General features: G+C 33.6%; 26 protein-coding genes and 1 pseudogene. 1 reads left to right on the plus strand and 26 read right to left on the minus strand.

Annotated features, from left to right (window positions below; all coding sequences use genetic code 11):
• Positions 1-172 precede the first annotated feature (172 nt).
• The 14 genes and pseudogenes from ACIQ1E_RS01555 to ACIQ1E_RS01620 all read right to left on the minus strand — a co-directional run bounded on the left by ACIQ1E_RS01555 (position 173) and on the right by ACIQ1E_RS01620 (position 12098).
• Positions 173-895: a class I SAM-dependent methyltransferase gene (locus ACIQ1E_RS01555; RefSeq protein ID WP_396168082.1), complete on the minus strand. Its 723-nt coding sequence runs from the start codon at positions 893-895 to the stop codon at positions 173-175.
• A 209-nt stretch (positions 896-1104) separates the two neighbouring features.
• Entirely contained in the window at positions 1105-2331 is a 1227-nt protein-coding gene (locus tag ACIQ1E_RS01560; protein WP_396168084.1) for a hypothetical protein, read from the minus strand.
• Between the two features lie 43 nt (positions 2332-2374).
• Complete coding sequence (locus tag ACIQ1E_RS01565; protein WP_396168086.1) at positions 2375-3307, minus strand: glycosyltransferase family 2 protein; 933 nt, start codon at positions 3305-3307, stop codon at positions 2375-2377.
• 62 nt (positions 3308-3369) lie between these two features.
• Complete coding sequence (locus tag ACIQ1E_RS01570) at positions 3370-4254, minus strand: glycosyltransferase family 2 protein (protein WP_396168088.1); 885 nt, start codon at positions 4252-4254, stop codon at positions 3370-3372.
• Positions 4255-4266: 12 nt separating this feature from the next.
• Positions 4267-5178, minus strand: a complete 912-nt coding sequence (locus tag ACIQ1E_RS01575; RefSeq protein WP_396168090.1) for a glycosyltransferase family 2 protein — start codon at positions 5176-5178, stop codon at positions 4267-4269.
• Positions 5175-6062 (minus strand): FkbM family methyltransferase, encoded by an 888-nt coding sequence (locus ACIQ1E_RS01580; protein ID WP_396168092.1) that lies wholly within the window; start codon positions 6060-6062, stop codon positions 5175-5177. The genes ACIQ1E_RS01575 and ACIQ1E_RS01580 overlap by 4 nt, the downstream gene beginning before the upstream one ends.
• 5 nt (positions 6063-6067) lie before the next feature.
• Entirely contained in the window at positions 6068-7330 is a 1263-nt protein-coding gene (locus ACIQ1E_RS01585) for a polysaccharide ABC transporter ATP-binding protein (protein WP_396168094.1), read from the minus strand.
• A 760-nt stretch (positions 7331-8090) separates the two neighbouring features.
• Positions 8091-8492: a PIN domain-containing protein gene (locus tag ACIQ1E_RS01590; RefSeq protein ID WP_396168096.1), complete on the minus strand. Its 402-nt coding sequence runs from the start codon at positions 8490-8492 to the stop codon at positions 8091-8093.
• Entirely contained in the window at positions 8492-8731 is a 240-nt protein-coding gene (locus ACIQ1E_RS01595; protein WP_396168098.1) for a hypothetical protein, read from the minus strand. The genes ACIQ1E_RS01590 and ACIQ1E_RS01595 overlap by 1 nt, the downstream gene beginning before the upstream one ends.
• A 57-nt stretch (positions 8732-8788) precedes the next feature.
• Positions 8789-9043: pseudogene (locus ACIQ1E_RS01600) on the minus strand (ABC transporter ATP-binding protein); the annotation flags it as partial.
• Between the two features lie 539 nt (positions 9044-9582).
• Positions 9583-9864 (minus strand): DUF2442 domain-containing protein, encoded by a 282-nt coding sequence (locus ACIQ1E_RS01605; protein ID WP_133277360.1) that lies wholly within the window; start codon positions 9862-9864, stop codon positions 9583-9585.
• Between the two features lie 92 nt (positions 9865-9956).
• Positions 9957-10259, minus strand: a complete 303-nt coding sequence (locus ACIQ1E_RS01610; protein ID WP_133277359.1) for a DUF4160 domain-containing protein — start codon at positions 10257-10259, stop codon at positions 9957-9959.
• Positions 10260-10881: 622 nt separating this feature from the next.
• Positions 10882-11751: an ABC transporter permease gene (locus ACIQ1E_RS01615; RefSeq protein ID WP_396168099.1), complete on the minus strand. Its 870-nt coding sequence runs from the start codon at positions 11749-11751 to the stop codon at positions 10882-10884.
• Between the two features lie 110 nt (positions 11752-11861).
• Positions 11862-12098 (minus strand): hypothetical protein, encoded by a 237-nt coding sequence (locus tag ACIQ1E_RS01620; protein ID WP_396168101.1) that lies wholly within the window; start codon positions 12096-12098, stop codon positions 11862-11864.
• Here ACIQ1E_RS01620 and ACIQ1E_RS01625 point away from each other — a divergent pair.
• On the plus strand, positions 12089-12826 hold the full coding sequence (locus ACIQ1E_RS01625; protein ID WP_396168103.1) for a tyrosine-protein phosphatase: 738 nt from the start codon (positions 12089-12091) through the stop codon (positions 12824-12826). The two genes, ACIQ1E_RS01620 and ACIQ1E_RS01625, sit on opposite strands and share 10 nt — an antisense overlap.
• 103 nt (positions 12827-12929) lie before the next feature.
• Here the strand turns inward: ACIQ1E_RS01625 and ACIQ1E_RS01630 are convergent, their stop codons facing one another.
• The 12 genes from ACIQ1E_RS01630 to ACIQ1E_RS01685 form a co-directional block, all read right to left on the minus strand.
• Positions 12930-14876: a polysaccharide biosynthesis protein gene (locus tag ACIQ1E_RS01630; protein WP_396168105.1), complete on the minus strand. Its 1947-nt coding sequence runs from the start codon at positions 14874-14876 to the stop codon at positions 12930-12932.
• 362 nt (positions 14877-15238) lie between these two features.
• Positions 15239-16108 carry a glucose-1-phosphate thymidylyltransferase RfbA gene (gene rfbA, locus ACIQ1E_RS01635; protein WP_396168106.1) on the minus strand — a complete coding sequence of 290 codons (870 nt, stop codon included), beginning with the start codon at positions 16106-16108 and terminating at the stop codon, positions 15239-15241.
• A gap of 138 nt (positions 16109-16246) precedes the next feature.
• Positions 16247-17110 carry a dTDP-4-dehydrorhamnose reductase gene (rfbD, locus tag ACIQ1E_RS01640; protein WP_396168108.1) on the minus strand — a complete coding sequence of 288 codons (864 nt, stop codon included), beginning with the start codon at positions 17108-17110 and terminating at the stop codon, positions 16247-16249.
• Positions 17111-17198: 88 nt separating this feature from the next.
• A complete protein-coding gene (gene rfbC, locus ACIQ1E_RS01645) occupies positions 17199-17747 on the minus strand; it encodes a dTDP-4-dehydrorhamnose 3,5-epimerase (protein WP_396168110.1) in 549 nt (182 codons plus the stop codon).
• 26 nt (positions 17748-17773) lie between these two features.
• Complete coding sequence (locus ACIQ1E_RS01650; RefSeq protein WP_396168112.1) at positions 17774-18916, minus strand: DegT/DnrJ/EryC1/StrS family aminotransferase; 1143 nt, start codon at positions 18914-18916, stop codon at positions 17774-17776.
• Positions 18909-19520 (minus strand): acetyltransferase, encoded by a 612-nt coding sequence (locus ACIQ1E_RS01655; RefSeq protein WP_396168114.1) that lies wholly within the window; start codon positions 19518-19520, stop codon positions 18909-18911. Before ACIQ1E_RS01655 ends, ACIQ1E_RS01650 begins: the two co-directional genes overlap by 8 nt.
• Position 19521: 1 nt before the next feature.
• Positions 19522-20124, minus strand: a complete 603-nt coding sequence (locus tag ACIQ1E_RS01660) for a sugar transferase (RefSeq protein ID WP_396168116.1) — start codon at positions 20122-20124, stop codon at positions 19522-19524.
• Positions 20117-21274 carry a glycosyltransferase family 4 protein gene (locus ACIQ1E_RS01665; protein ID WP_396168118.1) on the minus strand — a complete coding sequence of 386 codons (1158 nt, stop codon included), beginning with the start codon at positions 21272-21274 and terminating at the stop codon, positions 20117-20119. Before ACIQ1E_RS01665 ends, ACIQ1E_RS01660 begins: the two co-directional genes overlap by 8 nt.
• Positions 21258-22364: a glycosyltransferase gene (locus ACIQ1E_RS01670; protein WP_396168119.1), complete on the minus strand. Its 1107-nt coding sequence runs from the start codon at positions 22362-22364 to the stop codon at positions 21258-21260. Before ACIQ1E_RS01670 ends, ACIQ1E_RS01665 begins: the two co-directional genes overlap by 17 nt.
• A gap of 15 nt (positions 22365-22379) precedes the next feature.
• Positions 22380-23513 carry a hypothetical protein gene (locus ACIQ1E_RS01675; protein WP_396168121.1) on the minus strand — a complete coding sequence of 378 codons (1134 nt, stop codon included), beginning with the start codon at positions 23511-23513 and terminating at the stop codon, positions 22380-22382.
• Between the two features lie 413 nt (positions 23514-23926).
• On the minus strand, positions 23927-25156 hold the full coding sequence (locus ACIQ1E_RS01680) for a hypothetical protein (protein WP_396168123.1): 1230 nt from the start codon (positions 25154-25156) through the stop codon (positions 23927-23929).
• 35 nt (positions 25157-25191) lie between these two features.
• Positions 25192-26091: a glycosyltransferase family 2 protein gene (locus ACIQ1E_RS01685; protein WP_396168125.1), complete on the minus strand. Its 900-nt coding sequence runs from the start codon at positions 26089-26091 to the stop codon at positions 25192-25194.
• Positions 26092-26186: the final 95 nt, after the last annotated feature.

The raw sequence follows: 26186 nt of genomic DNA on the forward strand, positions 1-26186 counted from the left end.
ATATTGCCACTTTTTTATACCGAAATATACACTTTTTGGCAATTTAACAGAGCCTTTTTTAATATTATTTTATCATAAGTTATTAACAATCAGATTGTTAATTTGTTTTTAAGGAATGACTAAATATTTAACCTGATTGTAGGCGGGGATGCAAATAGATACTTTTACCATTTTATATTTTTTTTGCTATACAAATAATAAAATCTTTCTTTTCTAACTCTTTTTTTATAAAATGAGTCTCATAGTTTTGGTAATAAATACTTTCAATTTTCAATCCCGCTTCGTCAAGCCAATCCTCGATTTTCTTTTCATTAATATCAAATGTCAAATGAAAACCAAGTTTCATTGCCCCTTCACTTTTTTCCTGCATGTAGGGAGTAGAAAAAATAAATTGCCCGTTTTCTTTAAGAGCATTTGCAAAAATTTTCAGAAGCAACTTAATATCTTCTTCTTCAAAATGCTCAATAGTTTCAAATGATAGTATTGTATCAAATAAATTACTAAAATTAAGATTTAATAAATTCTCATTTAAAAAACTAACATTAGCTTTTTCTTTGTAACGTTCTTGTATTGTATTGACCACTATGGCATCTATATCTGCTCCAATAACCTTACTTGCCTTGTCAGACATTAGTACTGAACCATACCCTGTTCCACAAGCAAAATCGCCACATACTGAACCATCATCAATAAATTCCTTAGCAAATTCATAACGAGTAAAATGATTTTTTTGATAAATATCTAATTTCTCAAAATTTAAATTAGTTTCAAACTGAATATCTACCCGTTCACCATTTCCCCCAAGAGGATTCGATTTATTAAAATCATACATTTCTTCTTTGAAGAAAAAACGTTTCTTTATTCTTCTTAAAATCCCTTTTATAATTCTTTTCATATTAATTTATTCTATGAATGTTTGTTTCTAATTTTCCCTCCTTAAATTAATTCTTCCAAAAAAATCCATATTAAATATTTTGAATAAATCTCTTTTCAAAAGAGATTTGGTTAGGATATTTTTCCCACCTTCTAAAATACGTACAAGTAATACTTGGTCACTTAATACTATTACTTCCTTTCTTTTTCAATACCTAAAAGCAAAAAATACTACTGCAACTCATTGACATTTGTTTCCAACAAAATGGCATCCAACCGCTTTTTAAAATTCTCATCTCCAAAATAATCCCCAAATGGATATACAGCTTCATTAGAACTCATTCTGTTTACGATTAGGTTTTCTAGTTTTTGTTTTATTTCTTCCTTGTCAGCGCAACTAGTTATGTATTGAGGGTCTTTGACTATCCTTCGCATTTCGCTTCGTTCAGGAGAAATCGAGAGAATAGGTTTCTGTGTTGCAGCCAGAAACGGGGCTTTACCAACCAAAATATTAGAATACAAAGGCCCGCTCTCTATGATGATGTTAATATCGGCTTCGTGCATTTGCTCTTTACAGGAATCCGTAAAAATGGCAAAATCCAAAATTTTAATATTGGGACAATTTACATATTTGAGCACTAATTTTTTCTTATCAATCCCTTTTAATCGCAAAACAAACTCCGTATTTTCTTTATATAATGGGTTGCCTTTGACTAATTCTTGATATGCGTCTAAAAGCAACTCCACATTTCTGCCAAACTGAATCGCTCCTTGATAAGAAATCATGATTTTTGAATTCTTTTTAAAACCATTTTCTACATTCAATAAATCAAAAACACTCTGATCGTATTGATGAGGCAAAGTATAGATTTTTTTTCTACTACCAAAAAGTGCTTGTAAATCTTCAGACAATAAACTAGATGGACTGATACAGGTTTTGGCTTGTGTAACTACTTCGAACATCTCTTTTAGTCGGAAGAGTTCTAAATTAGTCAAGGCTGTTTTTGAACCAGGATACCAAAATAAGGGATAGGGGTCATGAAAATTGACAATTGCTTTTTTTAGAATAGGCAAATTTTTAGCCCCCAAAATGGTTTCGTGTTCAATACCAGCACTCCGAATAAAAATGTGGTCGTACTGATGGTAGTCTATTTTAGCAAAACACGATTGATACACTTTGCGAATATGATTTCTTATTAACGAAACATGAAATAATCTCCAATAAATTTTATTGAACCATTTGGTAAAAAAAGGAATCTTCACATCCAGCACATATTCTTTTATAGAATCAACTGGCAATAAATACAATTGGTCGTAGCTTGCTTCTTGCTTTACATATACCACATCAATAATAGATTGGGGGTATGCAACACGCAACTTTGCCAAGAACGACCTGGATACAATACCTTCGCTGGTTCCCCAAGCCCTTAAATCTTGTGCGATTACTAAAAACTTCATTGTTTGATTATTATTATAAAACTCTAACTGAAAATAAGAAAAGTTAGAACCTTTTATTAATTACTTTTCTCATTTTATATAGCCTCAGTCTGAAAGGCAAAACCGCATAAAAAAGTTGCCATTTTAATTTTTCAAATATACTCAATTCTAAAATGTTTAAAATATCTTCACACAAATGATATTCTTCAAAGTCAATCGAAAAGGCTATAAAATATCGTTTTAATGAATAGGTAAGTAATTGTTTTTCTTTTAAATTTTGTACTACCAATAAAATTGCTTCGGCATAGGACTCTCTTCTAACAGGGTTATTAAGGTAATATTCTCCTGTATTGGACTGAGGATGTTTCCTTCCATAAAACAAGGTTTTATTTATAGAAATACCTCTACAACCAGATGAAACTATGCGCGAATACAATTCCCATTCCTCAGCATACATCAACGTTTCTACAAATCGATTCTTTTCAAAACAAGATGCCTTCCACATTACGGAACAAGAATTAAACTGAAGTTGGTTGTTCAACATCTTTTCAATGTCGCTCTTATCAATATAAAAAGAAGTGTAAGTTTTAGAATAATCAAAAGCGTAATGAAAATCTTCAAAAAAAACATCTCGAATGTACCTGCAAAAAGAAATGGAGGGATGCTCTAACTCCAACAAACACAACTCCAAGTTTTGGGGATGTGGAATATCATCATCATCAAAAAAAATGATATAATCTCCATGTGCTAAATCTATCCCATAATTGCGACAACCCGGCAAACCTTTTACATAAGTGTCTGGCCGTTTATGGAACTGGAATCGATTGTCTTGCTCTAAAATAACAGCTATTACTTCCTCCGTATTGTCGGTTCCTCCATCATCAATAATCAAACATTCCCAATCAACAAAAGTTTGCTTTTGAATAGACAAAAGCGTTTCTACTATAAAATGCGCCCTGTTGTAGGTCGCCATGATGATACTTACTTTTGGATTCATTGATTTGAAACTACTTAAAAATTTTACTTTTTGGTAATAAATGTAGGGTTTATAAAAGCTTTTTAGATAAATTTCCTGAGAAAATCTTTAATGGCCAAAAGATTAAAATTCCTAAGGTAATGTTTGAGGATAAATAACCAATCTTTTATACCCAAGGACTTTACCTTTTTTAATTCGAAATAGTATTTTCGTACTATTTTTATGCTCTGGTATCTTGTAAAATGTCTTAATTTGTCCTGAATTAAAAAATGATAAAAGGCTACCGAAGACTTATTTTTTAATGCCATATTATCGCGCCTTCCCGTAATATTCTCCGAGGACATTCTGGGATAAACTATACTCTCGTTGATAGAATAAATAGGCTTCTCTTCACAGAAAACCAACCAAGCATGATCGTCGCTGTTCCAAGCCAAAGGATAGTCATGAAAACCATACTTTTCAAATGCATTTCTAGAAAAAACATATTCAGAAAGTGAACTCATGGCGATGCGCTTAAATTTCCTATAAAAAGCATCCGTGGCAGATTCCCACACAGGATTTGTAAATATTTTTGATTTGGTCTTTTCTGACTCATAGACCAATTGAGAAGCATATCGGACCACATTGGATTTCGATTGAAACTCCGGCAAATGAAAGTAAAATTTTTCTACCACATTCTCACCCAACACATCATCATCCCCCAAAATCATGAGCCACTCTTCATCAGTAGACAAAGCAATACAGCGTTCCCATTGTTGGGCTAAGGAAGTTCCTCCTAAATTAGATTCAAACCGATGGTAATCAAAATCAAACTTTCCCTGAAATTTATCTAGCAAATCCAAAGGGCTTTCAGGGCTGGCATCATTACCAATATACACTTTGAATCTTTTGTCAGTTTGATTAGCTAGTGACTGGAAAGTAGCCTCAAAGAAAGTGAGTTTGTAATAGGGAATTATTATGGCAAGCATATCGAAACGTATTTATTTAGCTTTAAATTTCAAAACATAAGGAATAATACGTTTGAACATACCCAATACACCCGCAGTTTTTAAAACTTTTTTAATCATTAACCCCGTTTGATAAGTATTCGAGTTTTTAGTATCACTTAATTTGAGTTTATATTCTTCATATAATTTATAATATCTGGAGATTAAAATTATAGAAAATTTACGATATTCCTCATCAGATAAATAGTTTTTAAAATATTCACAGGCTTTTATCTGGTCTTCGCATAATCCTTTTGTCATCATTCTACTGGAAGGATTTAACCTATACAAAGCTAAAGGCTTGTCTATAAAAACGGAATTACAACCCGTTTTAAAAATACTGACCCATACAATCCAATCTTCTTGCGCTGCTATATTTTCTGGAAATCGAATGGTTTCGAACAAGGAAGAATGAAAAAAACCACAATGGATTGGAATTGAGAAATTTAGATTCCACTGATACAGTATGTTTTCAAAAGTAAATAACTGGGCGTTTAAATGGCAAAATGGTTCTGATGATTGTTTTGGGTTCGCCGTAAACATCCTAAAGTTGGATATAACCAAATTTACTTCTTTATTACTCTCTATTTGTTGCAAGGTCAATTCTAATTTTTCCTTGTCTAAAAAATCATCCGAATCCAAAAATTGAAAATACGCTCCTATAGCTTTTTCTATTCCTAAATTCCGGGCACTACTTACACCTCCATTTTCTTTATAAATATAAATAAAACGAGGGTCTTTTTCGACCCATTTTTTCGCCACTTCCTCAGAATTATCCGGACTTCCGTCATTGACAATAATACATTCCCAATCGGGATACGTTTGTTCTAAAACGGATTGCAAAGCGGCATCCAAGTATTGGGCTTGGTTGTAGCAGGGAACAATGATGGAAACTAAACGATTCATATACTTTTATAGGCATAAATAATTCCCGTAATAGGTGTTAAAGTCCTAGTGAAATATTCAAATCCGGATTTTTTTAGTATTTCTGTAATGATTTCTGAACCTTTATCGTGCCATTCCAACATAAAGACATCCACTTTATTAATAATTCCGGATTTATAAATATTTTCGAAAATTTCATATTCAGCACCTTCACAATCCATTTTGACAATTATTTTTCTTTCTGGGTTTTCATCAATAATTTTAGTAAATTCTGAAGAAGCATCCTTGATTTGAACTTCCCTTTCTGAAATACTTTGATTAGAAGAATAACTTGGACTTAATTTACCCCGAACTCCTGTATTCCCTTTAACAAACTTATTGTATTCAAAAGTTTCTTTTCTATCATTGTCACCAAGTCCGATATTTTGAATACGATAAACTTTATGCAGCTTTTCGTTTAATAACAAATTATATTGGGCTTGCTCAAAAGTGTCTTCTACAGGCTCAAAAGCATAAATTTTATCTACATACTCTAAAGTAGAAAAAAATAAAGAAGAAATGCCAATATTAGCTCCAATATCAATTACGACAGCTTTCGAATTGGAACTAAAGTTATAATCACTTTCAGCAAAAACTTCATTCAAGATAAAAAACTCTTCGGGACTTTCGACGTAAATGGTCAAATTTAAAAAACCTACCAAAAATCCGTCTTTATGAGGCTCCATTTTAAAATTATTGAACTTTTGATCTAATTTTAAAACAAATTTTCTGGAACTAAAAAATAATTCAAAATTATCATTAACATTGAATTTTGCCAAAGAATTTATTTCTCTTTCCTTTATTTTCTTTTTGTTTTCTATTCTGAAACCTAACTTATTAATAAGTAAATAGAGTGCCTTTTTCATAATCCTTATTTAAATTGTATATCAAAATCTACATTCAATCTACTTTGCCCTCTGGTAATTTTCTTTCCTGGTAGAAAATAGCTCCCTTCCTCGACTTCAAAAGTAAAAGCATTATCAATCCAGTCGGCAACATCATTTTTTATTTGTAAAAAAATGGTAGCAAAATAAATACCCGATTCAAACGGATTTTTATCAAATTGCAACACAATTTTATTTGGGTCATCAACATTGCGCATTTCCTTCAAACGAGTACTTGCCCAAACTAATCTTTGTCCAAAATCATCATCTATCCTAATGTCAAAGAAAATATCGCTGGAATGAATCAAATGTTGATTTACTATACTAAACTCAAGAACCAATACGCCTCCCGTTATTGGTTTTAAATCTTCAGCATCACCATAAACTTTTACGCTTTCAAACAAAATCAATCCACAACCAATACGGTTATTGTTATCAATTAATTTGGTGTTAACAATATCTCCCTGCAAATATTTAGAAATTGTTTCATCAATACTTCCATCAAAGATAGCAGTTCCATTCTCAATTAGAATCCCTCTAGTACACAAACTCTTCACCGCCGCCATATTATGACTCACAAACAAAACGGTTCTACCGCCTTGTTTGGAAATATCTTGCATCTTGCCAATGGCTTTTTTCTGGAACTCAGCATCACCCACGGCCAGCACCTCATCGATTACCAGAATTTCTGGCTCTAGAAAAGCAGCCACAGCAAAAGCCAGTCGCACCGTCATTCCACTGCTGTAGCGTTTTACAGGTGTATCTATGTACCGCTCACAACCCGAGAATTCTATAATTTCATCGAGCTTCGAGGCGATTTCTTTTTTGGTCATACCCAGAATAGCACCGTTCAAAAAGATATTTTCTTTACCCGTAAGTTCAGGATTAAATCCGGTACCTACTTCGAGCAGGGAGGCAATCCGTCCCCCGCACTTAATGCTCCCGGTAGTGGGTGCTGTAACCTTAGATAATATCTTCAACAAGGTAGATTTTCCCGCTCCGTTTTTGCCAATGATGCCCAAAACTTCGCCCCGTTCCACTTCAAAATTAATGTCTTGCAGTGCCCAAACATAATCGCTAGTGCCTTTGGTACTGCGGTCATTAGTATCCCCAATTTTGAGATAAGGATCTTCTTTGCCCCGCACTTGATGCCACCAACGGTTCAGGTCGTGGCTGAGCGTGCCAGTACCTACCTGCCCGAGGCGGTATTGTTTAGAGATGTTTTCGGCTTTGAGGATAATGTCTTTCAATTGGGGTGTTTTTTTGCCACGAAGGCGCTAAGGCACAAAGTTATTTTATTTTTTGTCAAAACACTATTGGGAGGCAACTTTTTTGGACACGCCCTTCGACTGCGCTCAGGGTGACAGTCACGGATTCGCTAAAGCGAAGTCACGGATCAAAACGGATTTTTTTCAAACCATATGAGGCATTGAAGGATATTTAAGGTTTCGCTTTGAGGATGATGTCTTTCAAGGTAGGAGGTTAGAGGTTAGAGGTTAGAGGTTAGAAGTTGTTTAAAAGTTTAAAATTGTTTAAAGGTTTAAGGTTTGCTGTTGCTATTGTCATTTGTTTTTTTTTACCGCGAAGGCGCTAGGACGCAAAGTTATTTTATTTTTTTACTTAAATGAAACTTAAATGCCTTAGATGATTAAAAAGTTAGAAGTGGGAAGTTGCCATTCGACGAGCTCAGGGTGACAGTCACGGATTCGCTAAAGCGAAGTCACGGATCAAAACGGATTTTTTTCAAACCATATGAGGCATTGAAGGATATTTAAGGTTTCGCTTTGAGGATGATGTCTTTCAAGGCACGAGGGTTAAGGTTAGAGGTACGAGGTTAGAAGTTGTTTAAAAGTTTAAAGGTTTAAAGTTTAAGGTTTAAGGTTTAAAGTTTGCTATTGAAATTGTCATTGCTATTTTCAATTAACCGATTAACCGACTATGCGATTAAACCATTTTAAACTTTTACACATTGAAATTGTTATTGCCATTGCCATTGAAAGTCTTAATCCATTATCGAGTAAACCAATTTTCAATTTTAATGTCGTCCAAATTTTGAAAATCCGATACATTATCAGTCACTAAAGTCAGTTTGTTTTCAATAGCAGTTACCCCAATTAGTAAATCAAATTCATCGTGCATCGGTTTTCCCAAACGACGAAGCCGTACTTTTTCTTTAGCATATTTTTTTATTGAACCAACAATTGGAATTATTGATAACCCATTTACAAATAAGTCAACAGCTTTATGAGATTTAGTTGGGTTCTCACTGTTTTCTGCACCATAACGAAGTTCAAAAAGGGTGATTTCGGAGATAAAACAGTTTTCCGTCCCTTTTTCTCTAATTATTTTGTCTAATTCAAGTTTTCCTCTCAAAAAGAAAACACAAATGGAGGTATCAAGTAAATATTGCATCAGAATTTAATTTCTTTATTTTTAAATTTTCTACTCCATTTTATATCTTTAGTAATTTCCTCAGCCGTTTTTTCGGAAGCAAATGCCCCAAAAGATTTAAAAAAAGAACTTTCCTTTGCTGTCTTATCTTTTTTAAGCGATTTACTTAACTTTTCAATCAATTCAATTTTACTCAAAGAAGGTAATCCTTCGAATAATATAGAATAGGCTTCCACTATATTTCTATCAGTATAACTCATCTTGCTGTTATTTATACAAAGTTACAATTAATATTTCAAACATTTAAAATTCTAAATCGCTCTATTCTTGCCTATAATGCCCAAAGCTTCGCCCCGTTCTACTTCAAAATTAATGTCTTGCAATGCCCAAACATAGTCGCTCGTGCCTTTGGTACTGCGGTCATTGGTGTCTCCAATTTTAAGATAGGGATCTTCTTTACCCCGCACCTGATGCCACCAACGGTTCAGGTCGTGACTGAGTGTTCCTGTCCCCACCTGCCCAAGGCGGTATTGTTTGGAGATGTTTTCGGCTTTGAGGATAATGTCTTTCAATAGGGGTGTTTTTTTGCCACGAAGGCGCTAAGGCACAAAGTTATTTTATTTTTTGTCACATTACTATTGAGATGCGTTTTTTTTTGGACACGCCCTTCGACTGCGCTCAGGGTGACAGTCAAGGATTCGCTTACGCGAAGTCACGGATCAAAACGGATTTTTTTCAAACCATTAAGGCAATTAAGGTACGAGGGTAGAGATACGAGGTTAGAGGTTAGAGGTTAGAGGTTAGGAGTTGCCCTTCGACGAGCTCAGGGTGACAGTCACGGATTCGCTTACGCGAAGACACGGATAAAAACGGATTTTTTTTAAAACCATTAAGGCAATTAAGGTACGAGGGTAGAGGTACGAGGTTAGAAGTTGCCCTTCGACGAGCTCAGGGTGACAGTTTAAGGGTTTAAAAGTTTAAGGTTTCAGGTTTGCCATTGAAATTGCCATTTTCAATTAACCGATTAACCAACTAACCGATTAAACCATTTTCAGTTAACCGATTAACCCTATTAAACTTTTCACATTGCTAATGAAATTACTGTTTTCAGTTAAATTTTTCCATCATATAAATCGGCTATTGGGAAAATCATATCATAATCATTCCAGTTGAGATTACCGTCTATAATTTTAAATGTACCAAAAAGAGTTTCGTTTAAATATTTTTTTATGGACTGGTGTTGTGATTTTGATAAAAAATCCGCGAAATCAACAAATTTTTCCACACCATTATTAAACTCAATTAAAATATGATAATTGCCTAGATTTTTAGCCTTAATTATTGATAAAGGTTTATCTAGATTATAATCTGTATTGCTAACCGTAATTTTCATCTGTATATAATATTTGTTTTTTATTGGAAGATGGAACGCCTATAACCATTTTTCTGTGTGTCAATGATGATTATCGTGGGCGTTTCATCTGATTATAGTTTTTTTGTTATTTTTTCAAATTCGATTTCCTTATGATAAACAAAATAAGCAATCCATTTTTCGACTATTTTTTCTGAATAAACTGCTAAAAATGCTTCAAAATCCTTTAATTCTTTGTTTGCTAATGGCTTTCTTCCTTTAACGTTTATGATTTTGATTTCTGTTATTACTCCATTTTCTATGCAAAATGTTGCTTTACTTTCAAATTCTCCTTTTTTAGCATGTACATGAATTGGCACATGTTCGTTAGAATAAAAAAACAAAATTATTCCTAAATATTCATACAGTTTCGGCATAGCTGAATCATTTATCTAGCAAAGATAATCACTATTATTTTAATTATTTGCTGTAAGTAATGTGTTTTTTTGCTGCCAACACTTCTCCCCGCTTTACTTCAAAAATACTATCTTTCAAGGTACGAGGGTAGAGGTTAGAGGTTAGAGGTTAGAGGTTAGAAGTTAGAAGTTAGAAGTTAGAAGTTGTTTAAAGGTTTAAGAGTTTAAAGGTTTAAACGACTAAAAAGTTATACCTTTTTGCCGCTCACGAGCATCAGCGAACCGATGAAGTAAATGCGGTAAAGCAAAAAGTTATTATTTTTTGCCACACACGAGTCCCGATAATTATCGGGACAAACTGACGAAGTAAAGGCGCTAGGGCACGAAGTTTTTTTTAAACCAGTAAGGCAATGAAGGCAAATTAAGGGTGAAAGTGGGAAGATGGAAGTTAGAAGTTGCCCTTCGACGAGCTCAGGGTGACAGTTTAAGGGTTTAAAAGTTTAAGGTTTAAGGTTTAAAGTTTCAGGTTTGCCATTGAAATTGCCATTTTCAATTAACCGACTAAACAGTTAACCGATTAAACCATTAAGCGATCAAACCAATGAACAACTGATCACTCGAAACTGAACACTGATGACTAATACTACACCGTATCTATAAAACTTTTCTCCGTCTTATTGAAAACCAATAGCCCCACAAAAAATACAATGATGGTAATGCAAACGGTATAAACCAATCCCCAAAGCGAAACCGTTCCGACTCCCAGAAGGATATAACGGGTGGTTTCTATAATATAAGCCAAGGGATTATACTGCACCAACCAGGCATAATCAGGCATTTTGTCTTGAATCAAAGCCATGGGATACATCACCGCCGAGAGGTACATTAGCAATTGTACTCCAAATCCAATCAAATAACTCAAATCTCTGTATTTAGTAACCATAGAGGAAATCAACATCCCCAGTCCCAAACCTAAAATCCCCATCAATAGGATTAAAAACGGGAAAAATAAAACGTAGACATTCAAACTCAACGGAGCGCCTTGAATATAAAAGAAAAGGTAAAAAGCAACAAAAATAAAAAATTGGATGCCAAATTTGATTAAATTGGAAATCACTACCGACAAGGGGGTAATGATTCTGGGAAAGTAAACCTTGCCAAAAATAGCTGCATTTTTTTTGAAAGTATCCGAAGTATCATTCAAACAGGCGGTAAAATAATTCCAGACCATAATGCCCGCTAAATTGAATAAAAAAGGAGGAATCGTTCCCGTCTCGATTCCCGCAACCGTATTGAAAATGATGGTAAAAGTTACCGAAGTAAACAAGGGCTGTATCAAATACCATAAGGGCCCCAATACGGTTTGCTTGTAAACAGTAACCACATCCCTTTTAACAAAAAGTAGCAGCAAATCGCGGTATTGCCAGACTTCTTTGAGGTTAAGTGAGAAGAACTTGTTCTTGGGTGTGATCTCAAACAACCAATCGTTTTCAATATTTTCTGTAGTCTTCATGGGCATATATAAATTCAATCTACCGAACAAATCTAGGAAAATATACCTCCATCAAAACCTACAATCCTAACCAATGTTCAAACGCAAATATAATAATTTCTACCTAAGAACTAAGACAGAAACAAAATGATTAAATAAGAGCCAATGACAATCATTTGAAAACCGAAAACAGTTAACCGATAACCGATAACTGATAACTGATAACCGATAACTGATAACCGATAACCGATAACCGATAACCGATAACTGATAACCGATAACTGATAACCGATAACTGATAACCGATAACCGATAACCGATAACCGATAACCGTCAACATTTTTCGTATCTTTGCACCATGCTTTCATTTTTCAAATCAAAACCGCTACTCAAAGATCTCATTCCTGAGAATTACATTGACATACATTCCCATCTTTTGCCCGGAATTGATGATGGCGCTAAAACAATTCAGGATAGTATCCACTTAATCACAGGTCTTCAGGGATTTGGGACTTCGCAATTCATTACTACGCCTCACGTGATGCATCATTTTTGGGAAAACACTTCCAAAATCATTCAGGATACGGCAAAAAACACCCAAATCAAATTACAAGAAAACAACATTTCGATTCCATTTCGGGCGGCTGCCGAATATATGATGGACGACAATTTTGTAAAGCTATTTCAGTCGGAGCCGTTATTGACGCTCAAAGACAACTATGTCTTGGTGGAAATGTCCTATATCAACCCACCCATCCAATTGTATTCGATTCTATTTGATTTGCAGGTGGCAGGCTATATTCCCGTTTTAGCTCATCCGGAACGATATGTGTTTTACCACAACAATTTCGAAGAGTACAACAAACTGATCAACGCAGGTTGTCTATTGCAACTGAATTTACTAGCTATAGTGGGATATTATGGCGAAGGAATTGCCAAAATTGCCGAAAAATTACTCCAAAATGACATGTATAGTTTTGTAGGTTCTGATGTGCACCATAACAATCATATTGCAGCATTCAACCAAAAAATTAAATTAAAAGACCCAGTTCCCTTGCAAGAAACCATCGAGAAAAATCAGTTTTTCAGGCTATAAAAAAATTCCAAAACTCAGAAGCCTGTCTTTGGAATTTGTCATGTGCAATTTAAAAAACCCGTCTTATAGTACCAACTTCTAAACTCGTACTTCGTACCTCATTCTACTTATCCAATACTTGAAAAGTAGAATTCATACTGATAAACTCTGGGAGTATCTTTTTCATTTTGGCAACAATATCATCATTGTCAAAAAAAGCAGCTATTCCGATCAGCTCTTGAATATTAACATGCAAGTCTAAAAACTCTTCCTGAATTTCCTGAGCAATCATAATTTTTTCGTGGTGAGTAGGCAATGTTTTGGAAGTATCATTAAGTAATTCTTCGTATAGTTTTTCGCCCGGTCTCAATCCGACAACTTTAATTTTTATATCACGCTCCGGTACATAACCAGCCAATTTAATCATCTTTTTGGCCAAATCGATAATTTTCACCGGTTTACCCATATCAAAAATATAAATCTCGCCTCCGTTACCCATCGAACCTGCTTCTAAAACCAATTGACAGGCTTCCGGAATGGTCATAAAATAGCGAATAATATCGGGATGTGTAATAGTCAACGGGCCTCCTTCGGCAATTTGTTTGGAAAACAATGGAACAACCGAACCATTAGAACCTAACACATTCCCAAAACGAGTTGTTATAAATTTTGTGGCATAAACATCCTCTTTACTCCTGTATTTTAAGTGCAGTGATTGTACATACTTTTCGGCAATCCGTTTACTGGCACCCATAACATTACTAGGGTTAACCGCCTTATCGGTCGAAATCATCACAAATTTTTTCACCCCATATTCACAAGACAGATCAGCTAAATTCTTTGTCCCATTTACATTAGTCAAAATAGCTTGCGATGGATTTTCCTCCATCAATGGCACATGTTTATAAGCAGCAGCATGGTACACCACATCAGGTCTAAATAACTTAAACACTCTTTCAATAGCCGATCTATCTCTAATGTCAGCAATAATAGAGTGAATATGAACATTCCGCTTAATGGTCTCCACTTCTAACCCTATATGATGCAGAGGTGTTTCGGCCTGATCCAAAATAACTACTTTTTTGGGTTCAAAGTTTAATATTTGCCTAACTATTTCACTTCCGATAGATCCTGCAGCACCAGTAATCAAAATGGTTTTGCCTTTTAATTGACTACAAATAGAAATAGTGTCCAAAACTATTGGATCTCTTTCTAACAAATCTTCAATTTGAATGTTTTTTACCTTTTGAGATATTTCCTTTTGATCTTCCCAGTCTAAAATCGTGGGCACAGAAAACACTTTAAAATTGAATTCAATACATTGATCGATTAGTGCAATTTGTTCTTCTTTTGACAAACTTTTATCAGCAATCACAATCCCCTCAGCACCAATGGATCGCATCAATGCAGGCAGTTTTTTACGTAAAACCAAAATAGGCAAATCCAGCATTCGTTTGGAAGCATTCTGATTGTTTTTATCGACAAAACCAATAATTTTGAAACGAGAAGGACTTTCAAATTTTAAGGCGTTCGCAATGGATATCGCATTTGCATCGGTACCGTAAATAATGGTTTTAATTAATTTTGTATCATTTTTTTCGACAAAATAAAGCTCAAAAGTCTGTTTAACAACCACTCTATACAAGAACAAACCACAAAAAGAAAGGACTATATTGATGAAAAAGGCGGTATTCAAAAATGCTTTTTGCTGAAAATACAATTCAAACAAAAAATTAAAAAACAAGAAGAAAACCAAGACCGCCGTTTGAGAAAATAACAGTTTAACAGCATCTATATAAGACGAATGTCTAATAATCCCGGCATATGTTCTGAATAGCCAAAAGAAAAACAAATTAATCCCCATCAAAGAACTCACGAACAATCCGTACCGCTTGGTCACTATATAATCGAGTCCTGTGCCGTCAAAAATCAAATACGTAAAAAAAAAGGAAAGAATCAACACGGAAAAATCGATCAAGATAATGATCCACCTTGGCAAATAGCTTAAATTATGAATATTGAATCTTATATTGTCTCGTGAAAAATAACTTTTTGTACTATCTTTTCCCATCTTAAATAAAGTATTTATTATTCATGTGCTGGTGTATTTTTAAAAACCATTCCTAACAACCATTGATTCAAAATTAAAACTGAATTCTAATAATAACACTTTAGAATTAATTTGAAACCGTTTTAAAAACGAACCAATATGTTAAAGAAATCAAAGATAGCAATAATTAAGATATGATTTTAGTTTAATAGATAAAAATCTAAAAACGCGGACAAACTACACAATTCAAGTCTAATTGTGATGCAAGTTGTACAAACGAAAAAAGAAATGAAAATCACATAAATAGTACTGTGCCATTCCTCTCAAAAAAAAGAATCAAAAAACCCTAAAAACAAAAAATCCCGTAGCAACGGGATTTAATCTTATTTTTTATATTTTAAAAGCTGTAGCAAATAATCTCCATAACCGGATTTAACAAGTGGTTCGGCAAGTAATCTGAGTTGATCAGAGTTAATAAAACCTTGTCGCCAAGCGATTTCTTCTATACATCCAATTTTTAGTCCTTGACGTTCTTCTATCACCTGAACAAATTGTCCCGCCTGCATCAAGCTATTGAAAGTCCCCGTGTCTAACCAAGCGGTCCCCCTATTGAGAATTCCAACTTTCAAAGCTCCCTTTTCTAGATACACTTTGTTAACATCGGTAATTTCATATTCTCCTCGAGGACTAGGCTGGATGTTTTTGGCAATTTCCACAACCGAGTTATCATAAAAATACAAGCCTGGAACGGCAAAATTCGATTTAGGTTCTAACGGTTTCTCTTCAATCGAAAGTGCCTTGTTGTTCTCGTCAAATTCAACCACACCATATCGTTCTGGGTCTGAAACATGATAAGCAAAAACGACACCTCCAGTAGGATTGGTATTCGATTGCAATAACTCTCCCATATTGGCGCCAAAGAAGATATTATCTCCTAAGACCAAAGCCACACTATCTGTACCAATGAAATCAGCACCAATAACAAAAGCTTGCGCCAAACCATTGGGAATGGCCTGTTCAGCATAACTAAACTGACATCCTATAGAAGAACCATCACCTAATAACTTTTCGAAATTAGGCAAATCGTGTGGGGTCGAAATAATTAATATTTCATGAATCCCCGCCATCATCAAAGTCGACAGGGGATAATAGATCATAGGTTTGTCATATACGGGCATCATCTGCTTGCTCATCGCCAAAGTCAAAGGATGCAAACGGGTACCGGATCCACCGGCTAAAATAATTCCTTTCATAGTGTTATAGGTTTTCGGTTTTCGGTTCTCAGTTTTCGGTTTTCGGTTTTCGGTTTTCGGTTCTCAGTTTTCAGTTAACCAATGAACCGATTCAACATTTAAGCATTGTTATTGCTATTGTTATTGCTATTGTTATTGCTATTGATCTTTCAACAACTTCGCCATCATAATCCTCAAACTCTCTTTATAATCAATAGCTTCAATCCCATACACTTTCTTGATCTTCGATTTGTCCAGTAAAGAATAAGCAGGCCTTTCGGCTGGAGTTGGATAACTTGAAGCGGGAATTCCTTTGATGTCGCAGGTTTTATGTCCAATCTCCTTGATGTCTTGCGCAAATTGAAACCAACTGATTTCCCCAGCATTCGAATAATGATAGACACCAGACTCCCAGTGAGGGCCAGCCAAAATAGTTAAAATAACCTGAGCCAAATCGGCCGCATAAGTGGGTGAACCTACTTGATCATTGACTACTCCCAAACTCTCTCTTTCGGTCATTAGCCGCAACATCGTTTTAACAAAATTATTTCCAAATTCCGAATAAACCCAAGCGGTTCTAATAATAATACTCTGAGGACAATTTTTCAAACAAGCTATTTCTCCGGCTAATTTGGTAACCCCATAAACACTTTTCGGGTTGGGTTGATCTTCTTCGGTATAAGCGATAGGAGAACTGCCATCAAACACATAATCAGTTGAAATATGGACTAGTTTGGCTCCTGAATCGGAAGACAAACTAGCCAATGTAGCTATGGCCAAATGATTAATTTTATCAGCAGTAATCGAATCGGTTTCCGCTTTATCTACTGCTGTATAAGCAGCACAATTGATTACAATAGCCGGCTCAATTTGTTTGAAATTCGAAATGATTACCTCTTCTTGGTCTAAAGGAAAATCTTCAATATCAGTAAAAATAAAATCGAACTGAGGATAATGTGCAGCCAATACTTTGATTTCAGAACCCAATTGTCCATTGGCTCCGGTAACAAGTACTTTTTTCATCTGTTTATTTTATTGTTTTTTTAAAGGTCAGATGGAACACCCATAATCATATCCGATGGTATCAAGAAGCATGGTCGTGGGTGTTTCATTAAAATTGGGTATTACAGTTTTCAAAATCGGGTAAAATAAGATCCTTATCAGATACAATTATTTCCTCAGGACGTATTTTCCAATCAATTCCTAATGCAGGATCATCATAACGAATACCCCTTTCGCTTTCTTTATGATACACTTGATCCACTTTATATAAAACAGATGCCTTTTCGCTCAACACCGAAAAACCGTGTGCAAAACCATGTGGAACCATCAGTTGTTTTTTGTTCTCGGCACTCAAGACCACACTAAAGTGATTTCCAAAAGTTGGGGAGTTTTTGCGCATATCTACCGCCACATCCAAAATTTCTCCTTCTAAAACCCGAACCAATTTCGCTTGAGCATAAGGCTTGTCCTGTAAATGCAACCCACGAATAACTCCTCTTCTAGAAAAAGATTGATTGTCTTGTACAAACTGATATGTAATTCCGTTTTGTTCAAAATTTATTTGATTATAGGCCTCAAAAAAATAGCCCCTTGAGTCTTCAAATACGGTAGGATTAATTATTACTAAGTCTTGTATAAACGTTTGTTCAACTTTCATTTTTTTTCTATTAAACCTTTTTAATTCTATACATAAAACAATTGATGTATTACCGCTCTAATTCTTTCTCTATCCCCATCAGTCAAATTAGAGCCCGACGGCAAACACAAGCCGTTTTCAAATAAATTGGCCGCCACATCAGTCCCGTAATAAGGATATTTCTCAAAAATGGGTTGTAAATGCATGGGTTTCCATAACGGACGACATTCAATATTCTCAGCTTCAAAAGCCAATCGTACAGCTTCTCTATCAATTCCATTGGTCAATTCGGAATCAATCAAAATGGAACTCAACCAATAATTGGCAAAATAATCTTCGTTGGGAGCTGTAAAAACACTAATCCCTGGAATTTCTTTGAATAAATCAACATAAAAATCGTGCATCCTCCTACGAGCCTGCACCCGTGAATCCAATACTTCCATTTGGCCACGTCCTATTCCGGCACAAATATTACTCAAACGGTAATTATACCCTATTTCACTGTGCTGATAATGAACCGCATTATCTCTGGATTGAGTGGCAAAAAACAAAGCTTTATCTTTTAATTCTTTGGTTTGGGTAATTATAGCACCCCCTCCCGAAGTGGTAATCACTTTATTTCCATTAAAGGATAAAACACCAATTTCGCCAAATGTCCCACACTTTTGCCCCTTATAACTGCTGCCAATGGCCTCTGCACTGTCTTCCAAAATAGGAATTTCATATCGATCCGCTACTGCACGCACCTCCTCTATTTTATAGGGGACCCCATACAAATGGACCGCAACAATTACTTTGGGTTTCTTCCCGTTTGCAATCCTGTCTTTAATCGCATTTTCTAAAGCTATTGGACAAATATTCCATGTATCGTATTCGCTATCCACAAAAACTGGAGTGGCGCCCAAATATAAAATAGGATTGGCCGAAGCAGAAAAAGTCAAACTTTGACAAAGAACCTCGTCGCCAGCTTGTACACCTAAAAGTATAAGCCCAAGATGAACGGCGGCCGTTCCAGAACTTAAGGCACCTACAAAACTATTTTCGCCAAGGTAAGTTTCCAAATCCTTTTCAAATCCATTGACATTAGCCCCAAGTGGTGCTATCCAATTAGAGTCAAATGCTTCCTGTACAAATTTTTGTTCACCTCCACCCATATGGGGAGAAGAAAGCCATATTTTTGGTTTATTCATTTTTGTTACTAAATTTTATTATTTTACCAGGCACACCTACCACTACTGCATAGTCTGGTACATTCTCTATAATTACGGCTCCAGCTCCAAGAACTGCCCATTTACCAATTGTTATTCCCTGAATAATAGTTACCCCTATCCCTAGATGCGCTCCTTCGCCAATTTTCACATTGCCAGCCACTGAAACATTGGGCGAAACATGCACAAAATCTTCAATAATGCAATCGTGATCTATAATTGATCCTGTATTGATAATACAGTGCTTCCCAACTATAGTATTCGCATTAATTATGGCTCCAGCCATTACTACTGTTCCTGGCGACACCTCCGAAAATCGTGAAACAATTGATGAAGGATGTATCGCTATTACAAAAATTGCTTCGATAAGCGCAACAACCCTTTTGCGTTTTTTGTTATCGCCTATTGAAACAATAAATTCCTTTTCTTCAAAATTCTCAAATTGATTAAAGTGCAATATGGGAATATCAAAAATACAATCTGATTTTGGATTATGATCAATAACACTTTCAATCGTATGAACTTCAGATGCTACAATAATATCAATTACCACTTTGCAATGCCCACCAGCTCCAAATAAATACATATTAATTCCCTTTAAAAGCTTCTGTTGTAATTTGTCCTACGCCATTAATACCTTCGCTCATAAACACTTTTTTAACGGTCAAAAGTACTATTTTTAAATCTAACAAAAAACTAATATTATCAACATACCAAACGTCATATTCAAATTTTTGTTGCCACGAAATTGCGTTTCTTCCATTTACTTGTGCCCAACCTGTAATTCCGGGCTTCAGCTCGTGCCGCCTTGCTTGCAATGAATCATATAAAGGCAAATATTCCGGCAATAATGGCCTTGGCCCTATGAGGCTCATATCTCCCTTGATTACATTCAATAGTTGCGGCACTTCATCTAAGGAGGTTTTGCGAACCAATTTACCAATTTTTGTTAATCTTTGACCATCAGACAACAAATTTCCCATCGTATCCTTTTTATCATTCATGGTTTTGAACTTGATGATTTTAAATAATCTTCCGTTTTTACCCGGTCGAATCTGATAAAAAAAAGGTTTGCCATTATTGGCAAAAAACAAAGCGATGATTACAAAAAGTAGTAGCGGACTTAGGACGAATAATCCTAATGCACTGCATAAAAAATCGAATAGTGGTTTAAGAAAATATTTATACATTCTTTTCTAATTTTTGATATTCAGCCAATAAGGCTTTCCAAACTACTTCTTGACTGTATCGAGAAACAATCATAGGCCTTGCATTATTCTTCAAGTAAGCTCTTAAATGAGAATCCTCCATCATTTTTTTCATACTATCATAAATTGCGTTATAATCTTTTATGGGTATTATCCAACCATTTTCACCTTCGATGATTATTTCGTTACATCCATTGATATCAGTCACTATACTGGGTAGCTCCATGGCTCCTGCTTGCATTACAACGTTTGGAAAACCTTCGCGGTAACTGGGAAAAACCAATGCATCCGAAATGGCTAAGTACGGACGTACATCGGCTTGATGTCCAACAGCTATAATGTTTGAATTGGATTGTATTTGTAGCTTGGTTTCTGGGCGAAGTGGATCTATATCATCTTCCAGAAAACCTACTAATACTAATTTGACAACCTTTTCTTTTTCTGTTTTTTGGAAGGCGGTTACCAATTCATTGATTCCTTTGTCTCCTACTAAACGACCTATAAAAATGAATACAAAATCCTTTTCTGTGATGCCTAAATCTGATTTTAATTTAATACTTTCATTGGCAGAAATGTTTTTTTTAGAAAAATACTCCAAATCAATTCCATTTACATTACCATTTGCAATAATATGCAATGTTTTAGAAGTTATTTTATACTTCAATAAGTCATTTTTAACCCCTTGTCCCTCTGGATAAATATTAGTTGCACATTTGCATAATAATTTATCCATCAAAATTAAAATATTCTTAATTAACCCTTTTCGCGTGGGGAATATTAACCCTGTAAATGTATGCATTCTGATTGGTACACATGCCATCTTGGCAGCAATCATACTAAGCAAACCAGCCTTTGGCGTGATTGAATGTACTATTAAGGGGCGTTCTTTTCTAAACAGCCTATATAATCTCCATAAAGAAATTATATCTCTCAACGGACTGATCGGTCTTTGCATCTCCAAATCAATGGTGCGTACCCCTTCTCTTTGAGCGACATTTACCAGATGCTCGTCTTGACCAGAAACTGTTACGACTTCATATACTTGACTAAGATACTTTAATTGTCCCCTTAAAAGATAGTCAAGAGACATTGCAATAGTTGCTGTTCTAATGATTTTAATTTTCGTAAACACTTTTGTATAATTCTATATGTTTATCAATCATTTGCTTTATATCGTATTGCTTTGCTCTTTCCTGACAAGCTTGAGCTACCTTTTGATACAAATCAGGATTAGTTAATAATTCATTAATTTTAAACGCCAATTCATCGGCTTTCCCAAATTCAAACAAGACACCCGCCCCCCCTGCTATTTCGGATAGTCCTGGAACGTCTGAAGCTATAAAAGGATTTCCGGATGCCATTCCTTCGATACTGGACAATGATAAACCTTCATATTTTGATGAAAGTACAACTATATCTGCAGTTTTCAACAATTGAGGCACGTCCATTCGTTGCCCTAGAAAAAAAACTCTATCATTAAATCCTTCTCTAATAGCTTTTTCTCGGACATCATTTTGTAAATTCCCTACACCTACCATAACCAATTTAATATTGGTTGGTAAAAACTTTAAACTTTGCAACAATGTCCAATGATCCTTGGGCTCATGAAAAGAGGAAACTTGGATAACATATTTATCTCCTATTTTATGTTGTCTGTCAATTTCATTAATCGAAAGTTTTTTTGAATCGAAAATTCTTGATACATCCACACCATTTTTAATGATTATAAATCTATTAGAATTAAATTGGGTATGATTTAATAGAACATGAAGCACTTCCTTTGTAATACAAACTATTTTATGGTATCCCTTATAAAATACCTTATCCAGCAAACGAAAAAAATTATTCCTGATTCTTCTATTGGAAGTACTGTGTTCTGTAAAAATCAATTTGCAAATGTTGCCATTCATTAAATTGGCAAGAACGGTGTAATATTGAGCAGGAAAAAGGTGAACATGAGCAACCTCATAATCTTTCAGATAATCTTTCAATTTAAAAACATTCGAAATGGAATAGATGTCCTTGTAATTTAAAGATTCGTTAAGAACTATAACTTTACAACATTTTAATTCTTTCAATGCTTTTGTAAACTCATGATTATTGTCCCAAAACAATAGTACATCCATTTGAATACCCCTTTTTCGATATATAGGAATCGTATCAAGAAGCAGTTTTTCGGCACCGCCTGTACCAAGGGAATTTATGATTTGCAATACTCTCATTATCTCTTTTTATAGCTAATTTAAAAAAATCTTTTTAGTAAAACTGTAAAAGAGTGTTTGATGTATTGCATATAGGATAAACGGCAGAAACATCAATCGCATTCTACTAGCCAAACCTAAATTATATATATAGCTAGCTATCATTACCATTATAAACAATCCGATTAAGGTTGCTAATTTCACATCCTTTGTAATATTTATTTTAGTACATAATATGAATAAATAATAAACTGAAAATAACAAAAGTAGTAATACCAAACTATTCTCAATAGAAACCATATATTGATAAAATGTTGACGCATCAAAAAACATAGGTCTAAACAAAAGCAAGCCAATTCTTTCGAAAATATTTGTCTTGCTTATATCTATACCATTGCTAACGCTATTTGAGTATAAATTCAATTTCTGCCAAAATTCTATTAACAATTCTAAACTAAGTCCATCTATCCTTAGAAAACGCATTATAATTGGTAAAAAAACACATACAAACAAGGATGCACTTACTAATAGTTTAAATTTCATCGCTCTTTCAGTTTTTTTAACAAATAAAAAATATAAGAAAAAAGCCAAGCCGTACATTAAAAAAACATGAGGCCTAAGCAGAAGAAACAAAATCAACGCTATACAATGAAAAAAATTTAATGTTTTGTTGTTCTTAACTTCAAAAAACAAATACGTCATAATAAAAAAAACCAACGCGTCTTTTCCTGCAAATCCTGACCAATAATGAAAAGATGGCAATAGAAAAAACAGTTGAGCTATACGAGTTATAATTGGATTTCCTGGGGAAGAAAAACTATCTTCCATGTTTTCAAAATACCAAATAAAAGCTTGAAAACTTAAACTAGAAAAAAGAAAATAAAGCAACAATTTTGAGGCGCCCATTACAACTAAAGGATATATTAAAAACGACATAAATTGACTACCTAAGCCGAAAATAGAAAACCAGGAATCTGCCACTTTAGCTTTTTCATAAAAGACATTGGCATCTATAATATCATCACAATATGCCAAAATCATTGTACTAAAATGAATAAAAAAAAGTACTAAAAAGATAACTTTTTGCTCCAGACTACACTTTGAATAATACTTTTTTGAAATTATATATATATACACTAAAATCAAAAAAAAGGCAATACTATTTATCATTTTATCTTAATTATCATTTTATTTGGATAGTCTATACCATTTTTGAAAACTACAAATAGCCCAAAACTCAAAGTTATTTTCTATGCTTTTTGCAATATGATCATAAATGATTATAGATTCCAAGTCAGAACTAAAAATTTATTGCTCAAAAATGAAATTTAAAACCACTTGCGAAAGTTATCCCTCTGTTAAATTAGTAAACAACTATTTTTCAATTGGAATTCCGAAACCTATATTTTGATTTGCACAAAAACCTATCGAAAATAGTTTTTTAAAAGGCTTTTTTTAACAAATGATTCTTGTTTATTTTCGATTATTCTAAAAAATAGTTTGCCCCCCTTATTCAACGCCGCTCCAAAAGAATTTATAATTTGTAGAATTATCTTTTAAATAATTTTATATTGTTGAAATTATTATGTTGAATGTGCTAATTTTGCTTTTATAATCAAGGCTGCATTTTCAAAATGATACTTTTCTGACAACCGTTTTAAATTTGATACTTGTGTTGAATATCTTTCAATAAATTTGGGGTTCTTCAGACTGATTTGCCGCACTACTGTTACCATTTCATCAAAATCTTTGCAAAGAAAACCAATATCGCCTCCTTTGTCAAATAATTCAGATATAAAACCTTGTTTTAAAGCAATTATAGGGATTTGAAATTGTATTGAATCCAATAGGGAACCACTTACTCTATAAACATATTCGTCATCTGTCAAAAAAATCAATGAATAATCTATTTTAGAAATAAGTTCCCAATACAAATCATTTGTTAAAGATTTATTACAATTTGCCTCAAGAACAACATTTGCGTCTAAATTGCTTATTTCTCTTTCTTCTATTCTACCAATTATTGAAAACCTACAACTACCATTTTCTATATTTGAAGCCATTGATTTTGAAAGTTTAAAAATTAATTCAGAATTTTTTCTCCTATTTGCTACACCTAAATGGGAAAATGTAACACAATTTGAAACTCGCATATCTTCACGGGTGAAATTTTTAATAGGATGGTTGATAACGATAACTTGATTGCCGTTAAAATCAAATCTTTGAATTAAAGCATTTTTTATCAAATCGCTAAAAACAATTAATTTGGTATTTTGAGGTAAATTGCATAATGCTTTACTTAAAAAAAAAGAATTTAATTTGTTTTTAAACAAACTAGTTTTTTGAAATAAATATTCAACTTCACCATGCAATAATACCAAGATTTGCTGGCTATTATTTTTTTTTATTTTAGTAAAAAAACAAAATAAATTAAATGAAATCAAGCTGATAATCAGCAATGAGGACTTATCTTCTTTAAATAGCCTTATTAATTCTAGTAAGTTTTTCCTGTCAAAATATAATTTTTTAAACCACGAGATTAGTTTTTGAAAAAAAGTTTTGCCTGGATTAATAACTTTGATTGACCTAAACGATACTTTTATGTTTTGGAAATTACTAATTATTTCAGATAAAATATTTGTATGCGAACAATCTCCGATAAACAGAATCTCTTTTTGTTTCGAATCCTCTTCTAATACTTTTTGTGCAGTATTTATTATCCCAGAATTAATTACCAAATGATTATTTCCAATTATAACATTATCAAAAATTATAATTTTTTCAAACTCCAAAAACTCGGCCGATGTCATCATCTTTAAATAAAATAATATATGTAAATCTTAAATGGTTAACTAAAAGTAGTAAGACTAATCCAAGCCTTCCTTAAAAAGTTATCCTTATCTTTCCCCATAACACCCTGAATAACAAATAATAAAGATGCAATAATATTGGTAAAAATTGAGGCTGTATACCCCGAAGTTTTTTTAAAATATAAAAATCTACTTTTTGAATAAATTTTTAATTTATCATAATTGTATTTACTAAAAGTGTCCCTATAAAAGCTAACCAAATGAATTATTGTAACTTCTGGAATAACCATTGAAACATATCCAAGTTTCCTTACTCGATAAGACAATTCAGTTTCTTCGAAATACAAAAAAAATTCTTCATCAAACCCCCCTAAACGATCAAAAATTTCTTTTCTAATAAACATATCAGCTCCGTTAACATATCCTACTACTTTGTGAGTAGAGTCCTTATTAACAATACCACTTGCTAATTTTTGAATAAAATAGTTTTTATATATATGTTTAAATCCTAAATAACTGAAATATTCCATTACAGATGGTAAATTACCGTAAGAAACCGTCTCAAAATCTTGACCACTTAGTAATTCCCCCCCAACAACAGCTACCTTTGAATTTTTATGATTTTTCATGAACTCAAAAAAAACATGAATAGCATCTGAAATTAAATAAGCATCCGAATTCAATAAAAAAACAAATTCTCCTTTTGCAATTTTATTACCCTTATTATTACCTCGTCCAAAACCAATATTTTCTTCATTTAGAATCAATTTGACTTCAGGAAATCTTTTTGAAATCATTTCAACTGAATTATCAGAAGAATTATTATCAACAAGAATTATCTCAAAAGAATTTTGTTTTGTAAATGAATAAATAGACTCAATACATTTTAGAGTCAGCTCACACGTATTAAAATTTACAATAATTATTGAAACATCCATTTTAAAAATCTAATTTAAAAACAAAATTCAATCTAAAAAATAACAACATAGTATATAACTTGCTAAAAAATGATTGAAATAGTAATCATAAAAGG

It is taken from the genome of Flavobacterium sp. (assembly GCF_044348915.1).
In the GTDB taxonomy this organism is placed as follows: Bacteria; Bacteroidota; Bacteroidia; order Flavobacteriales; family Flavobacteriaceae; genus Flavobacterium.

Coding starts and splice junctions, on each gene's coding strand:
- ACIQ1E_RS01555 (WP_396168082.1), bottom strand. CDS start 895: ATGAAAAGAATTATAAAAGGGATTTTAAGAAGAATAAAGAAACGTTTT.
- ACIQ1E_RS01560 (WP_396168084.1), bottom strand. CDS start 2,331: ATGAAGTTTTTAGTAATCGCACAAGATTTAAGGGCTTGGGGAACCAGC.
- ACIQ1E_RS01565 (WP_396168086.1), bottom strand. CDS start 3,307: ATGAATCCAAAAGTAAGTATCATCATGGCGACCTACAACAGGGCGCAT.
- ACIQ1E_RS01570 (WP_396168088.1), bottom strand. CDS start 4,254: ATGCTTGCCATAATAATTCCCTATTACAAACTCACTTTCTTTGAGGCT.
- ACIQ1E_RS01575 (WP_396168090.1), bottom strand. CDS start 5,178: ATGAATCGTTTAGTTTCCATCATTGTTCCCTGCTACAACCAAGCCCAA.
- ACIQ1E_RS01580 (WP_396168092.1), bottom strand. CDS start 6,062: ATGAAAAAGGCACTCTATTTACTTATTAATAAGTTAGGTTTCAGAATA.
- ACIQ1E_RS01590 (WP_396168096.1), bottom strand. CDS start 8,492: ATGCAATATTTACTTGATACCTCCATTTGTGTTTTCTTTTTGAGAGGA.
- ACIQ1E_RS01595 (WP_396168098.1), bottom strand. CDS start 8,731: ATGAGTTATACTGATAGAAATATAGTGGAAGCCTATTCTATATTATTC.
- ACIQ1E_RS01605 (WP_133277360.1), bottom strand. CDS start 9,864: ATGAAAATTACGGTTAGCAATACAGATTATAATCTAGATAAACCTTTA.
- ACIQ1E_RS01610 (WP_133277359.1), bottom strand. CDS start 10,259: ATGCCGAAACTGTATGAATATTTAGGAATAATTTTGTTTTTTTATTCT.
- ACIQ1E_RS01615 (WP_396168099.1), bottom strand. CDS start 11,751: ATGAAGACTACAGAAAATATTGAAAACGATTGGTTGTTTGAGATCACA.
- ACIQ1E_RS01625 (WP_396168103.1), top strand. CDS start 12,089: ATGCTTTCATTTTTCAAATCAAAACCGCTACTCAAAGATCTCATTCCT.
- ACIQ1E_RS01620 (WP_396168101.1), bottom strand. CDS start 12,098: ATGAAAGCATGGTGCAAAGATACGAAAAATGTTGACGGTTATCGGTTA.
- ACIQ1E_RS01630 (WP_396168105.1), bottom strand. CDS start 14,876: ATGGGAAAAGATAGTACAAAAAGTTATTTTTCACGAGACAATATAAGA.
- rfbA (WP_396168106.1), bottom strand. CDS start 16,108: ATGAAAGGAATTATTTTAGCCGGTGGATCCGGTACCCGTTTGCATCCT.
- rfbD (WP_396168108.1), bottom strand. CDS start 17,110: ATGAAAAAAGTACTTGTTACCGGAGCCAATGGACAATTGGGTTCTGAA.
- rfbC (WP_396168110.1), bottom strand. CDS start 17,747: ATGAAAGTTGAACAAACGTTTATACAAGACTTAGTAATAATTAATCCT.
- ACIQ1E_RS01650 (WP_396168112.1), bottom strand. CDS start 18,916: ATGAATAAACCAAAAATATGGCTTTCTTCTCCCCATATGGGTGGAGGT.
- ACIQ1E_RS01655 (WP_396168114.1), bottom strand. CDS start 19,520: ATGTATTTATTTGGAGCTGGTGGGCATTGCAAAGTGGTAATTGATATT.
- ACIQ1E_RS01660 (WP_396168116.1), bottom strand. CDS start 20,124: ATGTATAAATATTTTCTTAAACCACTATTCGATTTTTTATGCAGTGCA.
- ACIQ1E_RS01670 (WP_396168119.1), bottom strand. CDS start 22,364: ATGAGAGTATTGCAAATCATAAATTCCCTTGGTACAGGCGGTGCCGAA.
- ACIQ1E_RS01675 (WP_396168121.1), bottom strand. CDS start 23,513: ATGATAAATAGTATTGCCTTTTTTTTGATTTTAGTGTATATATATATA.
- ACIQ1E_RS01680 (WP_396168123.1), bottom strand. CDS start 25,156: ATGATGACATCGGCCGAGTTTTTGGAGTTTGAAAAAATTATAATTTTT.
- ACIQ1E_RS01685 (WP_396168125.1), bottom strand. CDS start 26,091: ATGGATGTTTCAATAATTATTGTAAATTTTAATACGTGTGAGCTGACT.